At 65.5% G+C, this 21,651-nt stretch carries 23 protein-coding genes and 1 pseudogene; 8 read left to right on the forward strand and 16 right to left on the reverse strand.

The annotated features are described in order from the left end of the window. Nucleotides 1-222: 222 nt before the first annotated feature. Both I6F12_RS07890 and I6F12_RS07895 read left to right on the forward strand, forming a co-directional pair. A complete protein-coding gene (locus I6F12_RS07890) occupies nt 223-1,335 on the forward strand; it encodes an ABC transporter substrate-binding protein (protein ID WP_225156136.1) in 1,113 nt (370 codons plus the stop codon). Next, nucleotides 1,335-3,404 carry an EAL domain-containing protein gene (locus I6F12_RS07895; protein WP_225112249.1) on the forward strand — a complete coding sequence of 690 codons (2,070 nt, stop codon included), beginning with the start codon at nt 1,335-1,337 and terminating at the stop codon, nt 3,402-3,404. Before I6F12_RS07890 ends, I6F12_RS07895 begins: the two co-directional genes overlap by 1 nt. A gap of 12 nt (nt 3,405-3,416) precedes the next feature. Here the strand turns inward: I6F12_RS07895 and I6F12_RS07900 are convergent, their stop codons facing one another. The 10 genes and pseudogenes from I6F12_RS07900 to I6F12_RS07945 all read right to left on the reverse strand — a co-directional run bounded on the left by I6F12_RS07900 (nt 3,417) and on the right by I6F12_RS07945 (nt 10,657). Then, entirely contained in the window at nt 3,417-4,142 is a 726-nt protein-coding gene (locus I6F12_RS07900; RefSeq protein WP_225155916.1) for a sulfite exporter TauE/SafE family protein, read from the reverse strand. Between the two features lie 57 nt (nt 4,143-4,199). Then, nucleotides 4,200-5,117 carry a ribokinase gene (locus tag I6F12_RS07905; RefSeq protein WP_225155917.1) on the reverse strand — a complete coding sequence of 306 codons (918 nt, stop codon included), beginning with the start codon at nt 5,115-5,117 and terminating at the stop codon, nt 4,200-4,202. 12 nt (nt 5,118-5,129) lie between these two features. Continuing rightward, nucleotides 5,130-5,576, reverse strand: coding sequence for a ribose 5-phosphate isomerase B (gene rpiB, locus I6F12_RS07910; protein ID WP_036022692.1), 447 nt, complete (start codon nt 5,574-5,576; stop codon nt 5,130-5,132). Nucleotides 5,577-5,648: 72 nt separating this feature from the next. Then, nucleotides 5,649-6,443, reverse strand: a complete 795-nt coding sequence (locus I6F12_RS07915) for a transporter substrate-binding domain-containing protein (RefSeq protein ID WP_036000770.1) — start codon at nt 6,441-6,443, stop codon at nt 5,649-5,651. A gap of 21 nt (nt 6,444-6,464) precedes the next feature. Then, nucleotides 6,465-7,223, reverse strand: a complete 759-nt coding sequence (locus I6F12_RS07920) for an amino acid ABC transporter ATP-binding protein (protein WP_036000768.1) — start codon at nt 7,221-7,223, stop codon at nt 6,465-6,467. Between the two features lies 1 nt (nt 7,224). After that, nucleotides 7,225-7,893: an amino acid ABC transporter permease gene (locus I6F12_RS07925; protein WP_036000865.1), complete on the reverse strand. Its 669-nt coding sequence runs from the start codon at nt 7,891-7,893 to the stop codon at nt 7,225-7,227. 7 nt (nt 7,894-7,900) lie between these two features. Further along, nucleotides 7,901-8,584 carry an amino acid ABC transporter permease gene (locus I6F12_RS07930; protein ID WP_225155918.1) on the reverse strand — a complete coding sequence of 228 codons (684 nt, stop codon included), beginning with the start codon at nt 8,582-8,584 and terminating at the stop codon, nt 7,901-7,903. Nucleotides 8,585-8,594: 10 nt separating this feature from the next. Further along, a pseudogene (locus tag I6F12_RS07935) lies at nt 8,595-9,497 on the reverse strand (NAD(P)-dependent oxidoreductase); the annotation flags it as partial. Between the two features lie 51 nt (nt 9,498-9,548). Beyond that, the gene (locus I6F12_RS07940) at nt 9,549-10,289 is read right to left on the reverse strand and encodes a FadR/GntR family transcriptional regulator (protein ID WP_036000760.1); all 741 of its coding nucleotides are present in this window, start codon (nt 10,287-10,289) and stop codon (nt 9,549-9,551) included. Between the two features lie 167 nt (nt 10,290-10,456). Next, complete coding sequence (locus I6F12_RS07945) at nt 10,457-10,657, reverse strand: hypothetical protein (RefSeq protein WP_141697612.1); 201 nt, start codon at nt 10,655-10,657, stop codon at nt 10,457-10,459. A 138-nt stretch (nt 10,658-10,795) separates the two neighbouring features. Between I6F12_RS07945 and I6F12_RS07950 the strand changes: the two genes are divergently transcribed. Further along, complete coding sequence (locus I6F12_RS07950; protein WP_225155919.1) at nt 10,796-11,572, forward strand: potassium channel family protein; 777 nt, start codon at nt 10,796-10,798, stop codon at nt 11,570-11,572. A gap of 175 nt (nt 11,573-11,747) precedes the next feature. Here I6F12_RS07950 and I6F12_RS07955 read toward each other — a convergent pair whose 3' ends face one another. Further along, complete coding sequence (locus tag I6F12_RS07955) at nt 11,748-12,518, reverse strand: exodeoxyribonuclease III (RefSeq protein ID WP_109144012.1); 771 nt, start codon at nt 12,516-12,518, stop codon at nt 11,748-11,750. Nucleotides 12,519-12,557: 39 nt separating this feature from the next. Between I6F12_RS07955 and I6F12_RS07960 the strand changes: the two genes are divergently transcribed. Then, complete coding sequence (locus I6F12_RS07960) at nt 12,558-12,773, forward strand: cysteine rich repeat-containing protein (RefSeq protein WP_225155920.1); 216 nt, start codon at nt 12,558-12,560, stop codon at nt 12,771-12,773. Between the two features lie 11 nt (nt 12,774-12,784). Here I6F12_RS07960 and alr read toward each other — a convergent pair whose 3' ends face one another. Both alr and I6F12_RS07970 read right to left on the reverse strand, forming a co-directional pair. After that, a complete protein-coding gene (alr, locus tag I6F12_RS07965; protein ID WP_225156137.1) occupies nt 12,785-14,062 on the reverse strand; it encodes an alanine racemase in 1,278 nt (425 codons plus the stop codon). Nucleotides 14,063-14,116: 54 nt separating this feature from the next. Beyond that, the gene (locus I6F12_RS07970; protein ID WP_036000744.1) at nt 14,117-15,622 is read right to left on the reverse strand and encodes a replicative DNA helicase; all 1,506 of its coding nucleotides are present in this window, start codon (nt 15,620-15,622) and stop codon (nt 14,117-14,119) included. Between the two features lie 445 nt (nt 15,623-16,067). Between I6F12_RS07970 and I6F12_RS07975 the strand changes: the two genes are divergently transcribed. Beyond that, nucleotides 16,068-16,379: a hypothetical protein gene (locus tag I6F12_RS07975; RefSeq protein WP_225155921.1), complete on the forward strand. Its 312-nt coding sequence runs from the start codon at nt 16,068-16,070 to the stop codon at nt 16,377-16,379. 9 nt (nt 16,380-16,388) lie between these two features. On the opposite strand, the gene I6F12_RS07980 is transcribed toward I6F12_RS07975, so the two are convergent. After that, entirely contained in the window at nt 16,389-17,639 is a 1,251-nt protein-coding gene (locus tag I6F12_RS07980) for a cyclopropane-fatty-acyl-phospholipid synthase family protein (RefSeq protein WP_036022698.1), read from the reverse strand. 275 nt (nt 17,640-17,914) lie between these two features. On the opposite strand from I6F12_RS07980, the gene I6F12_RS07985 reads away from it, so the two are divergent. The 3 genes from I6F12_RS07985 (at nt 17,915) to I6F12_RS07995 (ending at nt 19,947) form a co-directional block, all read left to right on the forward strand. Next, entirely contained in the window at nt 17,915-18,760 is an 846-nt protein-coding gene (locus I6F12_RS07985; RefSeq protein WP_225155922.1) for a hypothetical protein, read from the forward strand. 111 nt (nt 18,761-18,871) lie between these two features. Beyond that, nucleotides 18,872-19,468, forward strand: coding sequence for a TetR/AcrR family transcriptional regulator (locus tag I6F12_RS07990; protein ID WP_225155923.1), 597 nt, complete (start codon nt 18,872-18,874; stop codon nt 19,466-19,468). An 11-nt stretch (nt 19,469-19,479) separates the two neighbouring features. Further along, nucleotides 19,480-19,947: a PaaI family thioesterase gene (locus I6F12_RS07995; protein ID WP_036000734.1), complete on the forward strand. Its 468-nt coding sequence runs from the start codon at nt 19,480-19,482 to the stop codon at nt 19,945-19,947. A 75-nt stretch (nt 19,948-20,022) separates the two neighbouring features. Here the strand turns inward: I6F12_RS07995 and rplI are convergent, their stop codons facing one another. Beyond that, the gene (rplI, locus tag I6F12_RS08000) at nt 20,023-20,622 is read right to left on the reverse strand and encodes a 50S ribosomal protein L9 (RefSeq protein ID WP_036000730.1); all 600 of its coding nucleotides are present in this window, start codon (nt 20,620-20,622) and stop codon (nt 20,023-20,025) included. Nucleotides 20,623-20,673: 51 nt separating this feature from the next. Next, nucleotides 20,674-21,651 (reverse strand): DUF2232 domain-containing protein, encoded by a 978-nt coding sequence (locus I6F12_RS08005; protein ID WP_057028958.1) that lies wholly within the window; start codon nt 21,649-21,651, stop codon nt 20,674-20,676.

A 21,651-nucleotide genomic window follows, 5' to 3' on the forward strand; every position in this document is an offset into this window, starting at 1 on the left:
AGCGCGAGTCGCGGGTTTCAGATGTGCTGATAGCACGGATTGGCAGGCCGATCGCCGGCGCTTCGAATATCTCAATTCGGCACGGGAGATATACCTTTCGTTAGCCCTGCGCCGCTGTGCCCGGTGCGATTTTGCCAATTCTTAGCGGACGTGGGTCCAATCTCGGAACCAATGGGGGCGGCGAAATTGACGAGATTCCTGCGAATATTGCTCGCGGCGGGCATGGCCTGCGGCGTCTTCGGGTCCGTTGGCGGTAGCATCGCCAAGCCCCTCAACATCGTCTTCGTCAATCCCGGCAAGTCCGGCGAGGTTTATTGGGACATGGTCGCGCAGACCATGCAGGCCGCCGGCCGCAAGCTCGATGCCCATGTCGAGGTGCTGACCAGCGAGCGGAACCACCGCACCATGCAGGAGCTCGGCTTCGGCGTGGTGGCCCGTCCCGACAAGCCCGACTTCCTCATCCTGTCGAACGAGGAATCCGCCGCCGTTCCCATCCTGGAGGCGGCCGAAGCCGCGGGCGTCAAGACGCTGCTGCTTTCGAACACGCTGATCGGCGAGGACGCGGTGCGCCTTGGACCGCCCAGGCAAAAGCTCAAGACCTGGCTTGGCGACATCACGACCGATCTTCAGACCGCGGGCGCGCGGATGGCCAATGCGCTGATCACGGCGGCGCGTGCCGAGAAATGGCAGAGCGCGGACGGCAAGATCCACATTCTCGGCATCGGTGGCGACGAGACCACGCCCGCCTCGATCGCCCGCAACGCCGGCCTCACGCTCGCGGTGGATGCTGCGTCCGACGTCGTGGTGGACCGCATGCTGTTCGCCAACTGGACGAAGTCCGAGGCCGAGCGGGTCACGGCAAATTACCTGAGCTGGGCCGCGCGCAAGCAGATCCGGCCCGCCGGGATCTGGGCCGGAAACGATCCGATGGCGCTCGGCGCGCTGCGCGCGACGATCGCCGCCGGCCTCGTGCCCGGCGAGAACATCCAGGTGGTCGGCCTCAACTGGTCGGAGGATGCGCTGCGCGAGATCAAGGCGGGCCGCATGCTCCTGACCGATGGCGGGCATTTCCTGCTCGGCGGCTGGTCCATCATTCTCCTGCGCGATTATGCCGATGGCTGCGATTTTGCAGCCGTCTCGCCCCGCGTCGAGGTCAAGACGTCAGCGATCACGCGCGACAATCTCGCTTCGGTCGGCGACCTCATCAAGACCCGTGCGTTCGACCGGATCGACTTCGCGCGGTTCCGGGCGAAGGCCGGGCGCTGCGGTCAATATGACTTTTCCCTCGATGCGCTCATCTCGTCGCTGCCGGTCGCCGAAGGCGTTGCCGACTGATGCGCAAGGATGAGGCGATGACCGAGCCGGATCGCAACGAGCAGGCAGCGCCGCCGCGCTTGCGCTCGGTCGTCCACGCGATGATCTGGGCCACCGTGCCCGTTCTGCTGCTGGTGCAATTGCTCGCCTCCGCCGGCGTCGAGGCATCGAGCTTCTGGTCGCAGCTCAGGCAACTCGACGCCCGCATGGCCCGCGTCGCCGAGAGCCGGGCCGAGCTGATCGCCGAGCCGCTCTGGAAGATGCGCTACGACCAGGTCACGGGCGTGCTCAACGAGATCATGCACGACGAGACCATTGCGGCGGCGGCCGTCTATGACGATACCGGCGCTGCGATCGCCCGCGTGGTCGCGCGCCCCCAAGGCCAGTCGGTCGCCGAAGTCTCGCACCCGATACACTACAGCAACGGCAATATGGCCGTTCAGGCCGGCCGCATCGCCATCGCCTATTCGCGTGCGACGCTGTACGCGGATGCGGGCAGCCGCCTGCTGTTGCTGCTCGTCGTCGGGCTGCTGGCAACGTTCGCGACCCTGATCGCCATGCGCATCTCCGCCAACATCTTCATCGGCCGGCCGCTCGCGGCCATGATGTCGGCGATCCAGCGCAGCAAGCAGGACGGCCGGGCCTATCCGGCCGATGTCACGTCCTCGAACGAATTCGGGCAGCTCGCGCGCGCTTTCAACGCCATGCAGCACACGACGTCCGGCGCGCTGGACCGGCTCGGGCACATGGCGACGCACGATCCGCTCACCGGGCTGCCGAACCGGCGCTCCCTGACCGAGCGCCTCGCCGTGACGAGCCAGAATGGAGGCGCGCCGGATACGCTGGTCGCGTTCTGTTTCATCGATCTCGACGACTTCAAGGGCATCAACGACACCTTCGGTCACGAGGCCGGCGATGCGTTCCTGGTCCAGATTTCGCAGCGCCTACGTCGCGCGGTCGAAGCCGAGGACTGGGTCGCCCGGCTCGGCGGCGACGAGTTCGTCGTCATTCGCCCCGAGGTGAGCGACGAGCAGGCCGCGCACGCATTCGCTCAACGCGTGCTCGATGCCATTTCCGAGCCGATCCGCCTCCATGACAAGCAGGTGGTGCCGCGCGCCAGCATCGGTCTTGCCGTGCGCCACGCCGACGATCCGGAACTGTCGCATCTGCCGACGCTCGCCGACATCGCGCTCTATCACGCCAAGAGCAAGGCGCCCGGCACGGTCGCCGTGCTGGACGAAGCGCTTCAGCGCGACTATCGCCGCCGCAGGGATCTCGAGCTCGCAATTCCCACCGGCTTCGCCGAGGGCCAGTTCGAGGTCTGGTACCAGAGCCAGGTCGATCTCGACAGCCATGAGGTCGTCGGTCTGGAAGCGCTGATCCGCTGGCGCCATCCCGAGCACGGCGTGATCGGCCCCGGCGAATTCCTGCCGCTGATCGAGCGCAGCGGGAACAATGCGCGGCTGACCCGCTACGTGCTGACCGATGCCTGCCGGGCCTTGCAGCAATTGGCCGCTGCGGGCAGGCCGCAGCTGCGGATCGCGATCAATCTGCCGCCGTCCGAGCTTGCCGACCACTCGCTCGCCGCCGAGCTGCGCGCGACCTGTGCGCGCTTCGGTGTCGCGGCATCGATGCTCGAGCTCGAGATCACGGAAGGGTCGCTGATCAACAACATCGCCAGCGCCTCCGAAACGCTGCATCGCCTGCGGCGCCTGGGAGCCACGATCGCGCTCGACGATTTTGGCACGGGCTACTCTTCGCTCGCCCATCTGCGCCGGTTTCCGCTCGACAAGGTGAAGATCGACAAGGCGTTCATCAGCGAGATCCCCGACAGCGCCGAGGACAAGGCCATTGTCGGCGTCATCGCCTCGCTCGCCGCCACGCTGGGACTGACATTGGTCGCCGAAGGCATCGAGCGCGCCGAGCAGGCGGAGGCCATGCGCGAGATCGGAGTGCGGCTCGGGCAGGGGTTCCTCTATCAGCGGCCGCAGCCACTCGAGGCCGTGCTGCAATGGCTCGACGGGCAGCCGGCCGTGGCGAGCCGCGTCGTCTCTGACGGCCCATCGATCACCCCCGAATTCGCTGTCTGAGTAGCGGCTGGGTCACGGCTGCGTTGCGGTCCAGAGCATCGAGAGCCCCGCTGCGATCATGATCGCGTCCATCAGCAGGCGGAAGGTTTCCGGCCTCAGATGCAGCACGAAGCGTTTGGCGATGAAGGCGCCCGACATCAGTGAGGCGCCCGCGATCAGACCCTTGATGAAGACCTCCCCGGTCAGGGCGCCGAAACGCTCGAAAGTCACCGACTTCGCGAAATAGAGCCCCAGCGAGGAGGCCGCTTCGGTGGCGAGGAACGCGCCCTTGGACAGGCCATAGAACAGGAACAAGGGCACGCTGAGCGGCCCGGTCGAGACCACGATGCCGGTGAGATAGCCGATCAGCGCGCCGCCGATGGCGAGATGCCAGAGATTGGCCTTGAGCTCGTGCCGCGCCAGAAAGTGCCGCACCGGCACCATCGCGATCAGGAAGAGGCCGATGGTGAGATCGACGGCATGCGAGGGCAGTGCCAGCAGCGTCCGCGCGCCGAGCGCCGCCGCCGGGATGCCCGTGACCGAATAGGCCGCGCAGGCCCGCCAATCGACCTCGCGCCACCAGGCCAGGATCCGCGAAAAATTCGCCATGACGGAGGCCACCGCCATGATCGGCACGGCCTCCTTCGGCCCATAGGCATAGACCAGCACCGGCATCAGCATGATCGACGAGCCGGTGCCGACGATGCCGGAGATGGTGCCGGCGACGAGGCCGACGGCGAGGAGGAAGAGAAAGGCCAAAACAGCCTCCAGGAATCGGGAGAGTTTAGCCGCGGGCAGCGATGCGGGCGATCAGTCCTACGCGAGGGAGCCCATCGCGCTGCGCATGGGCATGCCGGTCTGGGCGCCGGCCTTGAGGCATTTCAAAGCCGCCGCTTCGCAACTCACTTCGAGCGCGCGTTGCAGCGACACGCCTTCGCTGATCATCGCCGCAAAGGCGCCGACGAAGGTGTCGCCGGCGCCGGTCGTGTCCACCGGCGTGATGCGCTGGGCGGGCGCCCGCAGGCGGGTGCCTTCCGCCGTCACGGCGAGCGCGCCTTGTGCGCCGGCGGTGACAATGCAGGTGAGGTTGCCGGACTTCGCGAGTCCGGCGCTTGCGGCTTCGTAGTCGGCGGACGCCAGGCCGATGGCGGTGGCGGCGTCGCGCGCCTCGTGCTCGTTGACGAGGAGATAGTCGGTGACGGCGAGAAGCTCGGTGACCATCTCACGCGTCATCTGCTCCGGAACGGGTGCAAGGTTCCAGATGACGGTGCCGGAGGCCGCGGCGGTTCTTCGGGCAGCTTCCAGCGCGTGCGCAAAGGGCACCTCCATCTGAAGCACTAGCACGGTGTCCAAATTGAACAGCTCGCTCGCAAGATCGCCGGCACGCGCCGTCATGTTGGCGCCGCTCGCCACCGTGATTGCGTTCTCGCCGGCCTGATCGACGGTGATGAAAGCGCAGCCGGTCGGCTCGTCGGCTCTGATGACGCCGTCGGCGTCGACGCCGTTGGCTCTGAGGTTCTCGATCGCGCTGTCGCCAAATCCGTCCCGGCCGACGCGGCCAGCCATGCTCACGCGTCCAGGCCCGGCGATCCGCGCGGCGGCAACGGCCTGATTGGCACCCTTGCCGCCGAAATGCGTCCGGTAGGACGGCGCCAGCACGGTTCGGCCGGGACCTGGAATCACCGGAACCTGCGCGACCAGATCGATGTTGAGCGATCCGAACACCAGGATCATGGCGGAGAGCCCTCAGCCTTCCTCGTCCATGACGCGCAGCTTCTCGACGCGGCGGCGGAAATCCTCGTCGGTGGAGAATTCGGCGGACAGGTACGACGACACGAGATCGACAGCGAGCCAGGCGCCGACGATCTGCGCGCCGATGCACATGACGTTGACGTCGTCATGCTCGACGCTCTGATGCGCGGAGTGGACGTCGTGGCAGACCGCGGCGCGGATGCCCTTCATCTTGTTGGCGGCGATCGAGGCGCCAACGCCGGTGCCGCACACCATGATGCCGCGCGCGGCTTCGCCCGACGTCACCTTCGCCGCCACGGCGCGGGCGATGTCGGGGAAATCCACCGGCTTGTCGTCATAGGAACCGACATCAATGACCTCGTGGCCGAGCTTGCGGATGTGGTCGATGACGGTCTGTTTGAGCGGCCAGCCGGCGTGGTCGGATCCGATGACGAGACGCATTCTTTGTCCTTCTTGATCTTTGCATTGATCGTGACAGCCGCGCGCGGCTGTCACGATATCTTTCCCCGTAGTTCAGCTGCGCATGTCCGCCGGCAGATCGACGCCGTGGAATTTCTTGTAGATGGCGTTGAGCTTGCCGTTCTTGACGTTGTCGGTGATCCAGGCGTTGAGCTTGTCCATCAGCGGCTGCTCACCCTTCTTCAGGCCGATCGCGAGGTCGAAGGTCGCCAGCGGAATCCGGGACTCGAACACGCGCGAGGGATTCTTCACGCCGATCTGGTTGATGATTGTCGCGGACGAGCCGACGCAGTCGACCTGGCCCGACACCGCCGCCGTCACCATGGTGGCATCGTCGTCATAGCGCGCGATCTTGAGGTCCTTGTCCTTCATGTTGGACAAGGTTGTGTCCTGCGTGGTGCCGCGCGAGACGCCGATCGACTTGTCCTTCAGGTCCGGCCAGTCCTTCACGGTCGACGATTTCAGGCAGCCGACGTCGGATTGCAGCGTCGCATAGCGCTTGGTGAAGTCGATCACCTTGGCACGCTCGGCCGTCACCGACAGGGTCGAGATGATGATGTCGGCCTTGCCGGTCAGGACGTTCGGGATGCGGGTCGCACCGGTGGTCTGGATGAATTCCAGCTCGAGGCCCCAATCCTTGGCGAGCATCTGCGCCACTTCGACATCGGAGCCCGTCGGCTTCATGGTGGAATCCATCATGCCCGAGGGCGGGATGGCGAGGTCGGTCGATATGCGGATCTTCTTCGCCTTCATGATGTCGTCGAGCAGATCGGCCGACGCGGGCGTTGCCGCCATCATGATGAGGCCGCACAACGCGGCGGCAGTCCCCAGCACCATTCTGTTGGTCATCCCTTGGTTCTCCTCTCCCTGTTATGATTTTAGGTTCCCCGTCCCCACGAATTGCGTGAGTTCGGGCGTGGTCGGCGACGTCAGGATCGAGGCAGGTCCGGTCTCGTGGACCTTGCCGCGATGCATGAACACGATCCGGTCGGCGATGCCCTTGGCGAAGCCCATTTCGTGGGTAACCATCACCATGGTCATGCCGTCAGCCGCGAGCTGTTCGATCACCTTCAGCACTTCGCCAGTGAGTTCGGGATCGAGCGCGGAGGTGACCTCGTCGAACAGCATCACCTTCGGCTGCATGGCGAGCGAGCGGGCGATTGCGGCGCGCTGCTGCTGGCCGCCCGAGAGCTGCTCGGGATAGGCGTGCAGCTTTTCATCCAGCCCGACCTGCGCCAGAACTTTTCGTGCGAGATCCTTGGCCTGCGACGTCGCCATGCCCTTCACCGCGCAGGGCGCGAGCGTGATGTTCTGCTCGATGGTGAGGTGCGGAAACAGATTGTAGCTCTGGAACACGATGCCGACGTCCTGGCGTAGCGCACGCAAGTTCACGTCGGGACGGTCGACGCGATGCCCGCAGACCACGATCTGGCCGCCGTCGACCTTCTCGAAGCGGTCGATGCAGCGCAGCGCCGTGCTCTTGCCGGAGCCGGAGCGGCCGATCAGGGCGAGCACCTCGCCACGTGCAACGGCAAAGGAGACGCCGTCGAGCACGCGGAGCGCGCCAAAGCTCTTCTGCACGTTGTGGAGCGACACGATCGGTTCGGAGGAGGGGGCGTTTTGCTGCATGTCAGGTTGGCGCGAGGTTGGACCTGCCACGACCCATCTGCCGTTCCAGCCTCTGGCTGAACAGCGACAGGGGATAGCACATGGCGAAGTAGGTGACGGCGATGATGGCGTAGATGGCGAACGGTTCGAACAGCGAGTTGTTGACGATCTGGCCCGAGCGCATCAGCTCGACGAAGCCGACCACGGACGCGAGCGAGGTGTTCTTGATGATCTGCACCATGAAGCCGACGGTCGGCGGCGTCGCGATGCGGATCGCCTGCGGCAGGATCACCTTGACCATGCGCTGGGTGCGGCTCAGCGCCAGGCCTTCGGCGGCTTCCCATTGCGGCTTCGGCACAGACTGGATGCAGCCGCGCCAGATCTCGCCGAGATAGGCCGCGACGTAGAGCGTCAGCGAGGCACCGGCCGCGACCAGCGGCGAGACCTTCAGGCCGATCGCGGCAAGACCGAAATAGCCGAGGAACAGGATGACGAGCAGCGGCGTGCCCTGGATCAACTGGACATAGATCGCACTGGCGAGCCGCACCGATTTCAGCGGCGAGATGCGCGCCAGTGCGATCACGAAGCCGACGATGCCGCCGCCGATCAGCGCGATCAGCGACAGACCGATGGTCCACAGCGCGCCCTGGCCGAGGAACATCAGGTGATTGATGTTGAGATGTCCGCCCATGGTCATCTCACAACGGCGTGCCGAGCCGGCGCCGGCGCGGAAACAGGAGGAGGCCGAGGCCCCAGAAGCCGGCACGCATCACCAGCGACAGGATGACGTAGAGCACGGCGACGATGATGTAGGTCTCGAACGCGCGATAGGTGTCCGACTGGATGTAGTTGGCGACCGCGGTGAGCTCCTCGGCCGAGATCTGCGAGCAGACCGAGGAGGCCAGCATCAGGAGCACGAACTGGCTGGTGAGCGCAGGATAGACCTTCTCGACCGCCGGCAGCAGGATGATGTGCCAGTAGATCTGGAAGCGCGACAGCGCGAGGCCCTCGGCGGCTTCGATCTGCCCGCGCGGGATCGCCTCGAAGCCGGCGCGCATGATCTCGGCGGTATAGGCGCCGACATTGATGGTCAGCGCGGCAACGGCCACGGTAAAGGCGGAGTATTTCAGGCCGAGGCTGGCGAGGCCGAAGTAAACCAGGAAGATCTGCACCAGCAGCGGCGTGTTGCGAATGGTCTCGACGTAAACCTTGCAGGCGCCCGCGATCAGCGCGTTGTGCGTGCCGCGTCCGACCGCCGCCAGCGTGCCGAGCAGGGCGCCTAGCACGGTCGCGAAGAAAGCCAACTCCAGCGTGAGCACCGCGCCGGCGAGGAAACTCGGCCAACGCTCCAGCACTGCGGGAAAATCGAGTTGGAGGCTCATCGTTCCAGGGTCAGCCGGTGGTCTGGTTGGTCATGCGGTCATAGACGCGGAACAGCGCTTGGTTGCCGTTGCTGCCTTCGCCATGGGCGCGCGCGTCGACGTATTGGCTGGTGACGAGCGCGGTGCCAGGCAGGGGCACGTTCAGGGCCTGTGCGTGCTCCTGCACCAGGCGAAGGTCTTTGAGCTGCAGATCGATCCGGAAGCCCGCGGAAACGTCGCCGGCGATCATCGCGGGGCCGAGCTTGTCCAGCATCCAGGAAGCGGCGGAGCCGCCGAGCAGCACCCGGCGGAGCAGGTTGAGATCGAGGCCCGAAGCGCGGCCGAGCGCGAGCGCCTCGCAGATCGCCTGGATGTTGATGCCGCAGATCAGCTGATTGCAGAGCTTGACGGTCTGGCCGGCGCCGGATGCGCCGACATGGGTGATGGTCGTGCCCATCGCGCGGAAGAACGGCTCGGCCTTGGCGAACGTGTCCGCATCGCCGCCGGCCATGATCGAGAGCGCGGCGTTCCTGGCGCCCACCGGCCCGCCGGAGACCGGCGCGTCGATGAAGCCGACGCCTGTCTTCTGCAGGTCCGAATGGATGCGGCGGACGGCGACCGGCGAGATCGTGCTCATGTCGACGATCAGCTTGCCCGGCGGCGGGGAATTCAGCAGGCCCTGCTCGCCGTAGATCGTCGCCTCGACGTGCGGCGTGTCGGGCAGCATGGTGATGACGATATCGGTGCCTTGCGCGGCATCGGCAGGGCTTTTGGCACGCGTCGCGCCTTCCTTGACGCTGTCGGCCAGCGCGGCTTCGTTCAGATCGAAGACGCGGACCGCGTGGCCCGCCGCCTGCAGGTTGCGCACCATCTCCCGCCCCATCGTGCCGATGCCGATGAAGCCGACCTTGCCCTTGTCGTTCCGTCCCATGTCGTCAGTCCGTTTCTTGTTTAATTGGCGTCTTGATTGAAGGGCTGTGCGCGATCAGCCCGAGGCACTGGTCTTGTCGATGTCGCCGACGACGGCGCGTCTGCGGTATTCGTCGCCGATGGCGAAATGCTTGCGCAGCGTCGCATCCGCGCGCTCGGGATCGCGCGCAATGAGGGCTTCGAAGATGCGGCGGTGATCGTCGACAAGGTAGGTCTTCATCGACGGGAAGGCCTGCACCAGCTCGCGGCGGCTGCGATGCGAATGTGTCAACAGGCCCGCCATGGAGGCGTGCAGCACGCTCAGCGTCTCCGAATGTGAGGCGACGACGATCGCGCGGTGGAAGTCGAAATCCGCCATGCCGCCGGCATCGGCTTCGTCGATGGTCTCGCCGATCTTCGTCAGCGCGCGCTGCAGCCGTTCGAAATCGGCGATGTTGGCGCGCTCGCAGGCGAGCCGGATCGCCTGGCATTCGATCGCGACGCGCGCCTGCATGACGTCCTCGAGCATGTCGGCCTGCTGGGCGAGGGCGAAGGTGAAGAAGTCGTTCAGCACCGAGACATCTGGCCGCGTCACGACGGTGCCGATGCGGTCGCGGATCTCGACGATCCCGAGGACGGTGAGGGCGCGCAGCGCCTCCCGGACGATTGGCCGGCTGACGCCGAGCAGGGTGGCGAGCTCGCGCTCCGAAATCAGGCGGTCGCCCGGCCTGAGCGAGCCGGTAAGCAGGCGCTCGCGCAGGAAGGCAAACACCTTCTCGAACCCCTTTTCGCCGTCGGCGGCTCGCTTGAACTCCATCCCCGTCTCTTGGTCTGATCGTGGTCAGACCAGTATGCTTACCAGGCCGCGGAGGTCAAGAGGCTTCCTTCCGAGTGATCAGCGGGGCGAACTCGATCGCGGGGCACCGCAATGATGAGGCTTCATGGCGCCGCCGCCGGCTCGGTTTGCATCTTTCGTCTGACGGCTCAGCCTTGAACGTTCCGACCGGCTCTCCTCGCGTGCTCCTGATGTTCGACGGACGCAAGGAGCTCCAGTTGGCTCGCCAGAGCGAGATAGGCGTTGGAAACGCTCAGAAGCACATTGGCGAGGCGCTTCGCCGATGTGGCATCATTCGCGCGCGCTCGATATTGCTCCGCAAGCTTGCGACAATCGTCGGGTTTGAGCATTCAGCCCCCAAAGAGAGCTGAACACCGCGTCGCGGTCCGGGTTCCTAATCGCGAGGCCCACTCTAGGTATACAGACGTCGTCGGTTGCGGCACACGCTCCGAGTTGCCAACATCCGTGCAAACCGCGATCATGGTGCAGTGACCCTCACGTCTCTCAAAAGCAACGTCCGACTCCTTTACGAGGGCGCAACGCCGGACGGCGTGCGCTTCCGTTATGCGCTGCTCATCTTCGATATCGTGACGGTGCTGTTCATTATTGCGACCTCGTTCCTGCCGCCCAGTGACATCGTCGAGACGCTCGACGTCCTGTTCGGCGTTATTCTGCTGGCCGACTTCTCCGGCCGGCTCCTGGTCGATCGGCATCCGTTTCAAAAATTCACCCAGCTCGCGACCTGGGCAGACATGGTTGCGATCGTATCCTTCCTGGCGCCGCTTGCCGGCGAGGCGGGCGGCTTTCTCCGGATTCTGCGGACGTTGGGCCTGCTTCGCGACTACCAGATGCTCGTGAGGCTGCGCCTCGATTCCCCGTTCTTTCGTCGCAACGAAGAGGTCATCTTCGCCGTCACGAACCTCGCCGTTTTCATCTTCGTGATGACCGGGATCGTTTACGAGACCCAGAAGTTTCGCAACGACGAGATCCGGAACTATGCCGATGCCCTGTATTTCACCGTCACGGCGCTGACGACGACCGGCTTCGGCGACATCACGCTGGCGGGTACGTTCGGTCGTCTGATCACCGTCGTGATCATGATTTTCGGCGTGACGCTGTTCTTCAATCTCGCCCGCGCGCTCCTCAGTCCCCACAAGGTGCGGTTTCCATGCCCGACGTGCGGGCTCCAGAGGCACGATGCCGACGCGGTGCATTGCAAGGCTTGCGGCACCGTCCTCAACATTCCCGATGAAGGGGCGATCTGAAGAGCCCTCGGCGCCACGTGGACGCCTTCGATGGTGACATCATGCCAGTGTTTTGCCCGACGGATCAACTTTGATTTCGGTTTACCCGTAAGTCATTGAGCGGACTGGGGCCAGCTACTGTGCATGGGGTTGTTTTCAGGTTTTATCGGGCGGCCCGCTGCTGACTGCGTTTGGGTCATCGCAATACCACCCACGCCGGCGCGTGATCGCTGGCGCCGTCCTCGCCGCGGATCTTCTTGTCGACGCCGGCTTTGGCGAGGCGCGGGGCGAGGGCAGGGCTGAGCAGGAGATGGTCGAGCCGCAGGCCCGCATCGCGCGGCCAGCGGTTCCGCTTGTAGTCCCAGAACGTGTAGATGCGCTCGTCCGGATGCAGCTCGCGGATCGCGTCGCACCAGCCTTGCTCGACCAGCGCGGCAAAGGCTGCGCGGCTCTTCGGCTGGATCAGCGCATCCTTGTCCCATGAGCGCGTCGGATAGATGTCGATCTCGGTGGGCGCGACATTGTAGTCGCCGGCGAGCACCACCGGCAGGTCCTGCTTGATGAAGGTGTTGGCGTGGCGCCGCAGCCGCGCGAACCAGTCGAGCTTGTAGTCGAATTTCGGTCCCGGCTGCGGATTGCCGTTGGGCAGATAAATGCTGGTGACGATGACGCCACGCACGGCGGCCTCGATGTAGCGCGCTTCGAGATCGGCAGGCTTTCCCGGCAAACGGTCGCGCGTCAGCACGGGCTCGGCATTGCGGGCGAGGATGGCGACGCCGTTCCAGGTCTTTTGTCCACGCCACACCGCGCCATAGCCGGTCCTTTCGATGGCGGCCGCCGGAAATTCGCCATCACTTGCCTTCAACTCCTGAAGCGCGACGACATCGGGCTTCGCCATTCGCAGCCATGCCAACAGATTGGGCAGGCGGCGGTTGATGTTGTTGATGTTGAATGTCGCGATCTTCATCTAGAGCTACCGGCTCTGCCTTTCGTCCCCGGAGATACAATGTCCAAGTTGAGCTTTGCCGCTACCGCCTTAGTCGTCGCGTTCTCCGGGGCCACGGCACAGTCAGCCGAAACGCGCGGCGCGTGCAAGGCGGACTACGACAAATTCTGCGCCGGCATCGCGCCGGGCAGCGGCATCGTCGCCTGTCTCAACGCCAAGCGCGACCAGCTCAGCGCCACCTGCAAGACGGCGCTGGACAGCAGAAAGAAGAAGTAGGTGCGGGTGGTTTAACTTGGCAGCGGCGGCAACGCCGACGGCTGTTCGATCGACGGTGGGGAAGGCGGCTGCCCGGCGTTCGAGGCGGGCTCCGGCTTCGTCAGCGGCTCCTCGACATTGCCACCCTTGTAGACGCGGGCATAGCGGCGGCCGAGGCTGGTCAGCACCTCATAGCCGATCGTGCCGAAATGGTGCGCGAGCTCGTCGACGGTGATGCCTTCGCCGAGCAGCGTCACCATGTGGCCGCGCCGCACCGCGTTCGGCGGCAGATCGGTGATGTCGATCGCGATCAGGTCCATGGAGATGCGGCCCGCGACAGGGCAGCGCTTGCCGGCCACGATGACATCGGCGCCGCGGGTGCCGTCATTGGAGCTGGCGGCGCGGAAATAGCCGTCGGCATAGCCGACTGCGATGATCGCCAGTTTCGTCGGCCGCCGCGCGGTCCAGGTGCCGCCATAGCCGACGGTCTCGCCGCGATCGATGCTGCGGATCTGCACGATGCGCGCCTTGAGGTCGACGACCTGCTGCATGGGATTGTCGGCCTCCGGCGTCGGGTTGACGCCGTAGAGCGCAGCTCCCGGGCGCACCAGGTCGAACTGGAAGGGCGCGCCGAGGAAGATGCCGGAGGAGTTGGCGAGCGCCGCCGGCACGCCTGTGAACTCACTGGCGATGCTGCGGAAGGTCGCGAGCTGTCTGGCATTGATCGGGCTGTTGAGCTGCTCGGCCGAGACCAGATGGCTCATCACCAGCGTGATGCCGTGGTCGCCGGCGTTGATGCGGGGGATGATGGCCTGCGCTTCCGACAGCGTCAGCCCGAGCCGGTTCATGCCGGTGTCGATGTGAACAGCGGCGCCCCCGTTCCAGCCGGTGCGGCGGCAGAACACGTCCCATTCGGCGAGTTCGTTGAGATCGCCGATCACCGGACGGCAATTGATCTTGGCGTAGTGCTCGCCGGTGTTCTGGAAATAGCCGCCGAGCACGTAGATCGTGGGCTCCGGAACGGCGGCGCGCACCTTGCGCGCTTCCTCGATGGTGGCGACGAAGAAGGTCTTGCAACCGGCCTTGCTCAGGGCGCGCGACACCTGCTCGGCGCCGCAGCCATAGGCGTCGGCCTTGATCACCGCCGAACATTCGGCCGGCACCGCGGTCTTCTCGAGCTTGCGCCAATTGGCGATGATCGCATCGAGATCGACGGTCAGCACGCCGCCGAAGGCGGCGAGCGCGGCAGCCTGGTTGGCCTCCGGGGAGAGGGGGCCGGATTGCGGGATTGATTTCGGGGCGGACGCCATTGTCATGGCGTCGTTTTACGCAAGAGACCGGCCCCGTTCAACCCGGGGAACAATCTAGTAGTCGCTGCGGTCCGGCAGCTGGCCGTCATGCGCGAGGTCGCCGAAGCGCGTGACCGAGGCATCGAAGTGCAGCTCGACGGTGCCGGTCGGACCGTGGCGCTGCTTGCCGATGATGACTTCGGCGCGGCCGACCGTGCGTTCCATGTCGGCCTGCCATTTGGCATGCTCTTCGGTGCCGGGGCGCGGCTCCTTCATGGCGAGGTAATATTCCTCGCGGAACACGAACAGCACGACGTCGGCGTCCTGCTCGATCGAGCCGGATTCGCGCAGGTCCGAGAGCTGCGGCCGCTTGTCGTCGCGCGATTCCACCTGACGCGAGAGCTGCGACAGCGCGATCACGGGAACGTTGAGCTCCTTGGCCAGCGCCTTCAGGCTGGTCGTGATCTCCGTGATTTCCTGCACGCGACTGTCGCTGGCGCGCTTGCCCGAGCCCGAGAGCAGCTGGATGTAGTCGATCACCAGGAGATCGAGGCCCTTCTGGCGCTTGAGCCGGCGCGCGCGCGCCATCAGCTGCGCGATGGAGAGGCCGCCGGTGGCGTCGACGTAGAACGGCAGCGACTGCAGCTCGATCGAGACCTGCCGGATCTTCTCGAAATCGGCCTCCGTGATGCCGCCGCGGCGGATGTGGGAGGAGGGAATGCCGGTGCGCTCGGCCACGATACGCGTGGCGAGCTGGTCGGCCGACATTTCGCAGGAGAAGAAGCCGATCACGCCGCCATTGGCGGCCTTCATGGTGCCGTCGGCCTGAAGCTCCGGCACGTAGGCCTGCGCGACGTTGTAGGCGATGTTGGTCGCCAGCGACGTCTTGCCCATGCCGGGGCGTCCCGCGACGATGATGAGGTCGGAATGCTGCAGGCCGCCCATCTTGGTGTCGAGGTCGCGCAGGCCCGTCGAAATGCCCGACAGCTTGCCGTCGCGCTGGAATGCCTTGGCCGCGAGATCGACCGCGACGGTGAGGGCCTGCGAGAATTTCTGGAAGCCTCCGTCATAACGGCCGGACTCGGCGAGCTCGTACAGCTTTCGCTCGGCATCCTCGATCTGCGCCCGCGGTTGGAAGTCGACCGGGGCGTCATAGGCGACGTTGACCATGTCCTCGCCGATGCCGATCAGGTCGCGGCGCAACGACAGATCGTAGATGGTGCGGCCATAGTCCTGGGCGTTGATGATGGTGGTGGCTTCGGCCGCAAGCCGCGCCAGGTATTGTCCGATGGTCATGCCGCCGACATCGGTATCGGCCGGCAGGAACGTCTTCAGCGTGACCGGGGTGGCGATCTTGCCCATCCGGATCAGGCTGCCGGCGGTCTCGAAGATGGTCTGGTGCAGCGGCTCGAAGAAGTGCTTGGCCTCCAGGAAGTCGGAGACGCGGTAGAAGGCGTCGTTGTTGACCAGGATTGCGCCCAGAAGGCTCTGTTCCGCCTCGATATTGTGCGGTGCGCTCCGATAGGCGGGAGTTCCGGCATCGGGCGCGAGTTTGAGAACGTTCGAATCAGTCAGTGCCATGGTCGGACGTGCTTAGCAATTTTCTTGGGCGGATGCGGGGCCGGGATAAAGCGCCGCCGCAGGTCAAAGCGGAAGCAAAAGCTGACCGCTATCAACCGCTCAGTTAAAATGGTGGATGATTAGCAGTCGCAGCACGCGCCGCGCTTGACTGGATTTTGGCGGAGCTCGCTCGGCGCAGAGGGCTGTGATCGCGCCGCGGAAAAATCCTGAAACCCGTGAACCCTGGGGGCTGACGCGCAGACCTACCGAGAGGCGCGCAAAATGACGCACGCTGACCGATTCGGCTCAGCTTCAGACCAGCAGGAGGTAGACCAGCGCAACCAGAGCCGCCCCAACGCCGGTGACGATCAGGGCGTAATCGGTGCGGAGGTCGTCCTGCACGTCGAATGAGGTTTGGGTCTCTTTGCTCATGGCGACGGTCTAAGCCAGGCCCGACCAGACTTCTGTGAACCAGATCACATCTCCCCGGATTCTTTCGGGTGTCATGTCGGAACAGGCGGATGGGCAGGGGATTATCTCATTCCCCGCCAACAGGGATACGAGGCGAACGATGCAGCCAGAACGGCAGCACCAGAACTGGCGAAGCGAGGCAGGCAGCCGGCTTTGGCTGTCGGGGCTGATCGCGGCTATGAAGCACGCGGAGCGGCCCGAGGTACGTCGCCAGCCGGTCGCCCCCGAAATCCTGCTGGAATTGCGGGCGCAATTGGCGTTAACGGCGTCTTTCCGGACGTCCGGGATTTCGACCCTGCGTCACTAGGATCCGGACCTATTCACCAGCCAGCTTGAGCTTCGGCATGGCCGCGCCCTCCCGGGCCCGCAGCCGGGCTTCTTCCTGCGGGATATAGTCGCGGGTCATCGGCACCACGCCCTGGCGACGGGTGATCTGGATCTGGAAGTTCATCATGGCTTGCTTGCGGAACGTCATCTCGCAGGCCGCGAGGTAAAATTCCCACATCAAGGCGAAGCGCTCGTCGTAGAGCTGCACGGCTTCCTCGCGCCGCGCCATGAACCGCTCGCGCCAGGCCTTCAGCGTCTCGGCGTAGTGCAGGCGCAGAATCTCGATGTCGCAGACCAGCAGGCCCGCGCGCTCGATCGCCGGCAGCACCTCCGAGAGCGCGGGAATGTAGCCGCCGGGGAAGATGTATTTGGCGATCCACGGATTGGTCGAATCCGGGCCCTGCGAACGGCCGATCGAATGCAGCAGCATGACGCCGTCTTCCTTCAGCAGCTCGGCGCAGCGCTGGAAGTAGGCGTCGTAGAACCTCGCCCCGACATGCTCGAACATGCCGACGGAGACGATGCGGTCGAACGTACCTTCGACGTCGCGATAATCCTGGAGCTGGAATCTGGCCGAGCCCGTCAGGCCCTTTTCGGCGGCGCGCGCATTGGCGACCTCCAGCTGCTCGGTCGACAGCGTGATGCCGGTGACGTCGGCGCTCGCGATCTCGGCGAGATAGAGCCCGAGGCCACCCCAGCCGGAGCCGATGTCGAGCACGCGCTGGCCATTGCTGACGAGAAGCTTCGCCGCGATGTGCCGCTTCTTGGCAAGCTGCGCGTCGTCCAGCGACATCTCGGGCGTCTCGAAATAGGCGCAGCTATATTGCTTGTCGGCATCGAGAAACAGCGAATAGAGCCGGCCGTCGAGATCGTAATGATGAGCGACGTTTTGACGGGAGCGCGGGCGGGGATTGAACTGCTTGAGGTGCCGCGTCAGGTAGCGCAGGTGCCACCACGGCTTTGCCCACTGCGGCAATGGGTCGGGTTGATCGAGCAGGATCGCGAGGGCATCAGCTATGGTGCCGCGCTCGACCACGAACTCGCCGTTCATGTAGGCCTCGCCCAGCCCCAGCTCGGGATTGACGAGGACCCTCCGCTCGGAGTCCGCAGTGACGAAGCGGACTGCGACCGGCTCGCCGGAGCCGTCGCCGACGGTGAACTTCGACCCGCTCGCGCTGGTCACCGTCAACGACCCGCGGCGGATGAATTGGGACAGAAATCGACGCAACAAACGGTCCATCGGCAATCCTCTCGAGCGAACCCGAAAGATGCGACTACCCGGCCTTTATAACTGACGCCCAGGCGCCGCAGCGGTTCCTATGCGTTTGCATTCAAATCTAGCGAGCCGGTTCCGGCTGCGCTAGTTGCACTGTGTTCAAAGTAGATATTCGAAAACCGCTTAATCACATCCTTGCGCGCGGACCTGCTTCCATTCGCGGCTCAATCGGTTAAAAGGTGACCGCCGCCGCGCCGGATGCCGGCTGCATTTGCGGAAATTCAACGGAGATGATGGGAATGTCGAGCCGAGCGCTCAGCCTCGCGACGGTGTTGCTTCTGATTGGCTTCGGTGCGGCTAATTCCGTTCTTGCGCAGGCGACGAACCTCGAGGCTGGCAAGACCCCGTCGCAGCTGTTCTCGCAGACCTGCAATGTCTGCCACAAGAGCCCGCGCGGGCTGCTGAAGTCCGTGTCGCCCGGCTCGCTGCCGGGATTCCTGCGCCAGCACTACACGACGAGTTCGGATATGGCGGGCGTCCTCTCCGCCTATCTGATCTCGAACGGTGCCACCGACACGCGCTATCAGGCCAAGGACGCCAAGAAGGACGGCGCCGCGCCTGAACAACAGGGTCGACGCCAGCGCGCGCAGGATGCCGCGAGGCCGGAGGGCGAGGGCGCTGCTCCTGCCGCCGAGGGTACGCGCCAGAAGCGTGCGGCTCGGCCGGCCGAGGAGGGTGCCAAGCCGGAGGGAGAGGCTGCGCCCGAGGCACGCAAAGGCAAGCGGCGCGCCAAGCCCGGCACGGAGGAAGCCCCGAAGGTCGATGCCGCGGCGCCGACGACCGACGACAAGAAGACCGAGCCGAAGCCGGAGCCCGTCAAGCCTGACAGCGCCAAGGTCGAGCCGCGCAGCGAGACGCCGGCGCTGCGGCCCGATCCGGTCCCGCAGGTGATGCCGGCCGCTCCAGCCGCCGCCAAGCCCGCTGAGCCGGCCGCGCCCAAGCCGGTGGAAGAGGCTGCTCCGAAACCTGCCGAGCCGGCCCCCGCGGCCAAGCCGCAGGAACAGGCGCCGCCCGCGACCGCTGCAGCCCCGCCGCCGGCGCCGCCTGCGTCCTCCGGTCCGCCGGTGCCGCCGATCTCGCGCTAAGTCACCCGGATCTTTCGATCGACGATGCGAAGGCCGCGCCCATCCGCGGCCTTCGCATCGACTTGACCGCCATTAGAGTAGTACTCTAGAGTATTGCTCTAGGAGGCGCCCATGACGGCGAGCGTACGAGACGATCTGTTGGCGGCCGGCCTTGCCGTGTTCGACCGCGTCGGCTTCGAAGCCGCGACGGTGGCTGCGATCCGCACCCGCGCGCGGGCTTCCAACGGCAGCTTCTTCCACGTCTTCGGTTCGAAGAAAGAACTTGCCGGTGCGTTGTTTCTGGAGGTCTTGCGGCACTATCACGCCGCGATACTGGCCGCGCTCGATCCCGGCCCCGACGCCGAGCGGGGCATCGATCGCCTGATCCGGGCGCATCTCGACTGGGTCGTCACCAGCCGGCGCGAGGCGCGCTACCTCTTCGAGATCTCGCGCAGCGAGTGGGGCGAAGACGTGCGCGACGCCCAGCGGGCGCAGAATGCGCGGCTTGCCGAAGGCATTGAGCGCTGGCGCGCGCCGCTGGTGGCAAGCGGCGAACTTCTGCCGATGACGCCGGTGATGTTCGTCAGCCAGCTGATCGGTCCGGCGCAGATTTTCTGCCGCGCCTATTTGTCGGGTCGCGAGCGCACCGATCCGCGCATCGAGGCGGACACGCTGATCGCCTGCGCCAATCGTGCGCTGAGGCCGTTCGATCGCATCAACAAGCAATAAGGGGAGATCGCATGCGGGCCGAAGCTGATCCGGAATTTGCGCCGATTGCCGAGCGCATCCACGCCAATATCGGCCGGCAGGGTTTCATGAACCTGGTCGGCGCCGAGCTCTCCGAATTGTCGCGCGGCACCTGCACCATCGCCGTGGAGCGCCGGCCGGAGCTGTTACAGCAGCACGGCTTCTTCCATGGCGGCGTCACCGCCTTCCTGGTCGACAACGCCACCACGATCGCAGCCGCCACGTCGCGCGGCCAGCCGGCGCTGACGGCGGAATACAAGCTCAATCTGTTGTCGCCCGCGGTCGGCGAGAAGCTGATCTGCCGCGCCCGGGTGATCAAGCCGGGCCGCCAGGTCGCGGTGGTCGCCGCCGACGTGTTCTGCGTCAGCGACGGCGTCGAGAAGCATACGGCCACCGCGCTGGCCTCGATCGCGATGCTGAGCGAGGACGTCGCTGCCAAAACGAAAAGCCCGGCCGCGTGAGGCAGCCGGGCTTTGATCGGGATCGTCATCCGGGTCTGGTCTTGCGGACCGTCCCGGAATGACGAGTTGAGCTGCTTACTTCTCTTCCGCAGCCGGCGCCGGCGCGACCTCGTCGTGCTGGGCTTCCGGATCGAAGAACTCGCCGGCGGCGGCGATCGCCTCGGCGGCCGCATCGCGATCCTCATTGCGGGTCGAGATGTCCTCGCCGCGGTTGATGCGCTCGGCCTCGTCCTGGCTGCGGGCAACCGTGACGGTGATCTCGACCTCGACTTCGGGATGAACGGCAACGGTGATCGAGTGCTTGCCGATGGTCTTGATCGGCGCGTCGAGCTGGATCTGCGGACGGGCGAGCGAAACGCCGTCGGCTTCGAACGCGAGCACGATGTCACGCACGTTGACCGAGCCGAACAGCTGGCCGGCTTCCGAGGCCTGGCGGATCACGATGATGTTCTTGCCCTCGATCTTCTCGGCGACCTTGGACGCCTCGGCCTTCGAGGCGAGGTTGCGCGCTTCGAGCTCGGCCTTCATGCCGTCATACTTGGCCCGGTTGTCGGCGGTGGCGCGCAGCGCCTTGCCGCGCTTGAGCAGGAAATTGCGAGCGTAGCCGTCGCGAACCTTCACGACTTCGCCCATCTGGCCGAGCTTGTTGACGCGTTCCAGCAAAATGACTTCCATATTCGTTCTCCTTTTGAAGTGCTCTCGAAGGTTTCAGTTTCGGGGTTGAACTCAAGGTGTAGGCAGTGGCGGCGGCTGCCGGCTGCGCAGGAAGCGTTCGCGCAAGCCAAACAAGGCATCCGCAAGCCCAAGGATCACCATCGCGACCACGGGCCATCCGAACACGACCACGGCGGCGTAGGTCGAGCCGAGCCAGAACGTGCGGCCGTTCAGCGCGAGCGTCAGCGTATGCAATACGGCGAAACCGGCCAGCGCATAACTCATCATCAGCGCGGCGGTGGCGATCTGCGCCACGATGCCAAGCAGCCCCCCGGTGAAGCAGAAGGCGAGGGAGATGCACAGCACCACCAGCGTCATCTGCGGCAGCTCGGTGGTCTTGAGGTCCGGCCAGGGACGGCGCAGCCGGCCCGACGTCGCGGTCACCTTGGCGCTGAGCCAGAGGTTGAGAGTGAGCGTCATCGTCGCGGCAATCGTGGCGGCGGCGGGTGCGATGCGCACCAGCGCGTCGACGAACTGGCTGGCTTCGCCCGAAGTTTGCGGGTCGGTGGCGCGCAGGAGGCGCGTCAGGCCACGGCGCAACGTGCCGGTGATGGTCTCCGCGTCGGTCCCGAGAGTGAGCAAAGCGGCCATCGTGGTCAGCGTCGCGAAGCCTGCAATCCAGAGCAGGATGCGGCCGACCGGGTACCACTCGACCTCCGGCTCCGCGGAGGGCGCTGTGCCGGTGGCAGACGCGGCGCTTCCCACCTGACGTCCGAGCAGGACGAGATGGCCGAGCCACCACGCCGGCAACGCGACGGTGACGGCGAAGGCGATGCAGTAGGGCAGGCCGAACAGGGCGCCGAGGCCGATCGCGGCGGCGATGCCACCAATGCTCGCGCAAAGCGGGCCCCAGCCGATCGCGGCGACCATCAGGGGGAGCGGAGCGAGATAGAACAGGACGAGCGCGATCAGCGCCCCCGAGATGATCGAGGCGAACATCAGGGCCGACGCAGCGCCGGCGATCAGGGCTATCAGTCCAAAGGCCATCAT

Origin of the sequence: Bradyrhizobium sp. IC4059 (genome assembly GCF_020193615.1) — a bacterium.
In the GTDB taxonomy this organism is placed as follows: Bacteria; Pseudomonadota; Alphaproteobacteria; order Rhizobiales; family Xanthobacteraceae; genus Bradyrhizobium; species Bradyrhizobium yuanmingense.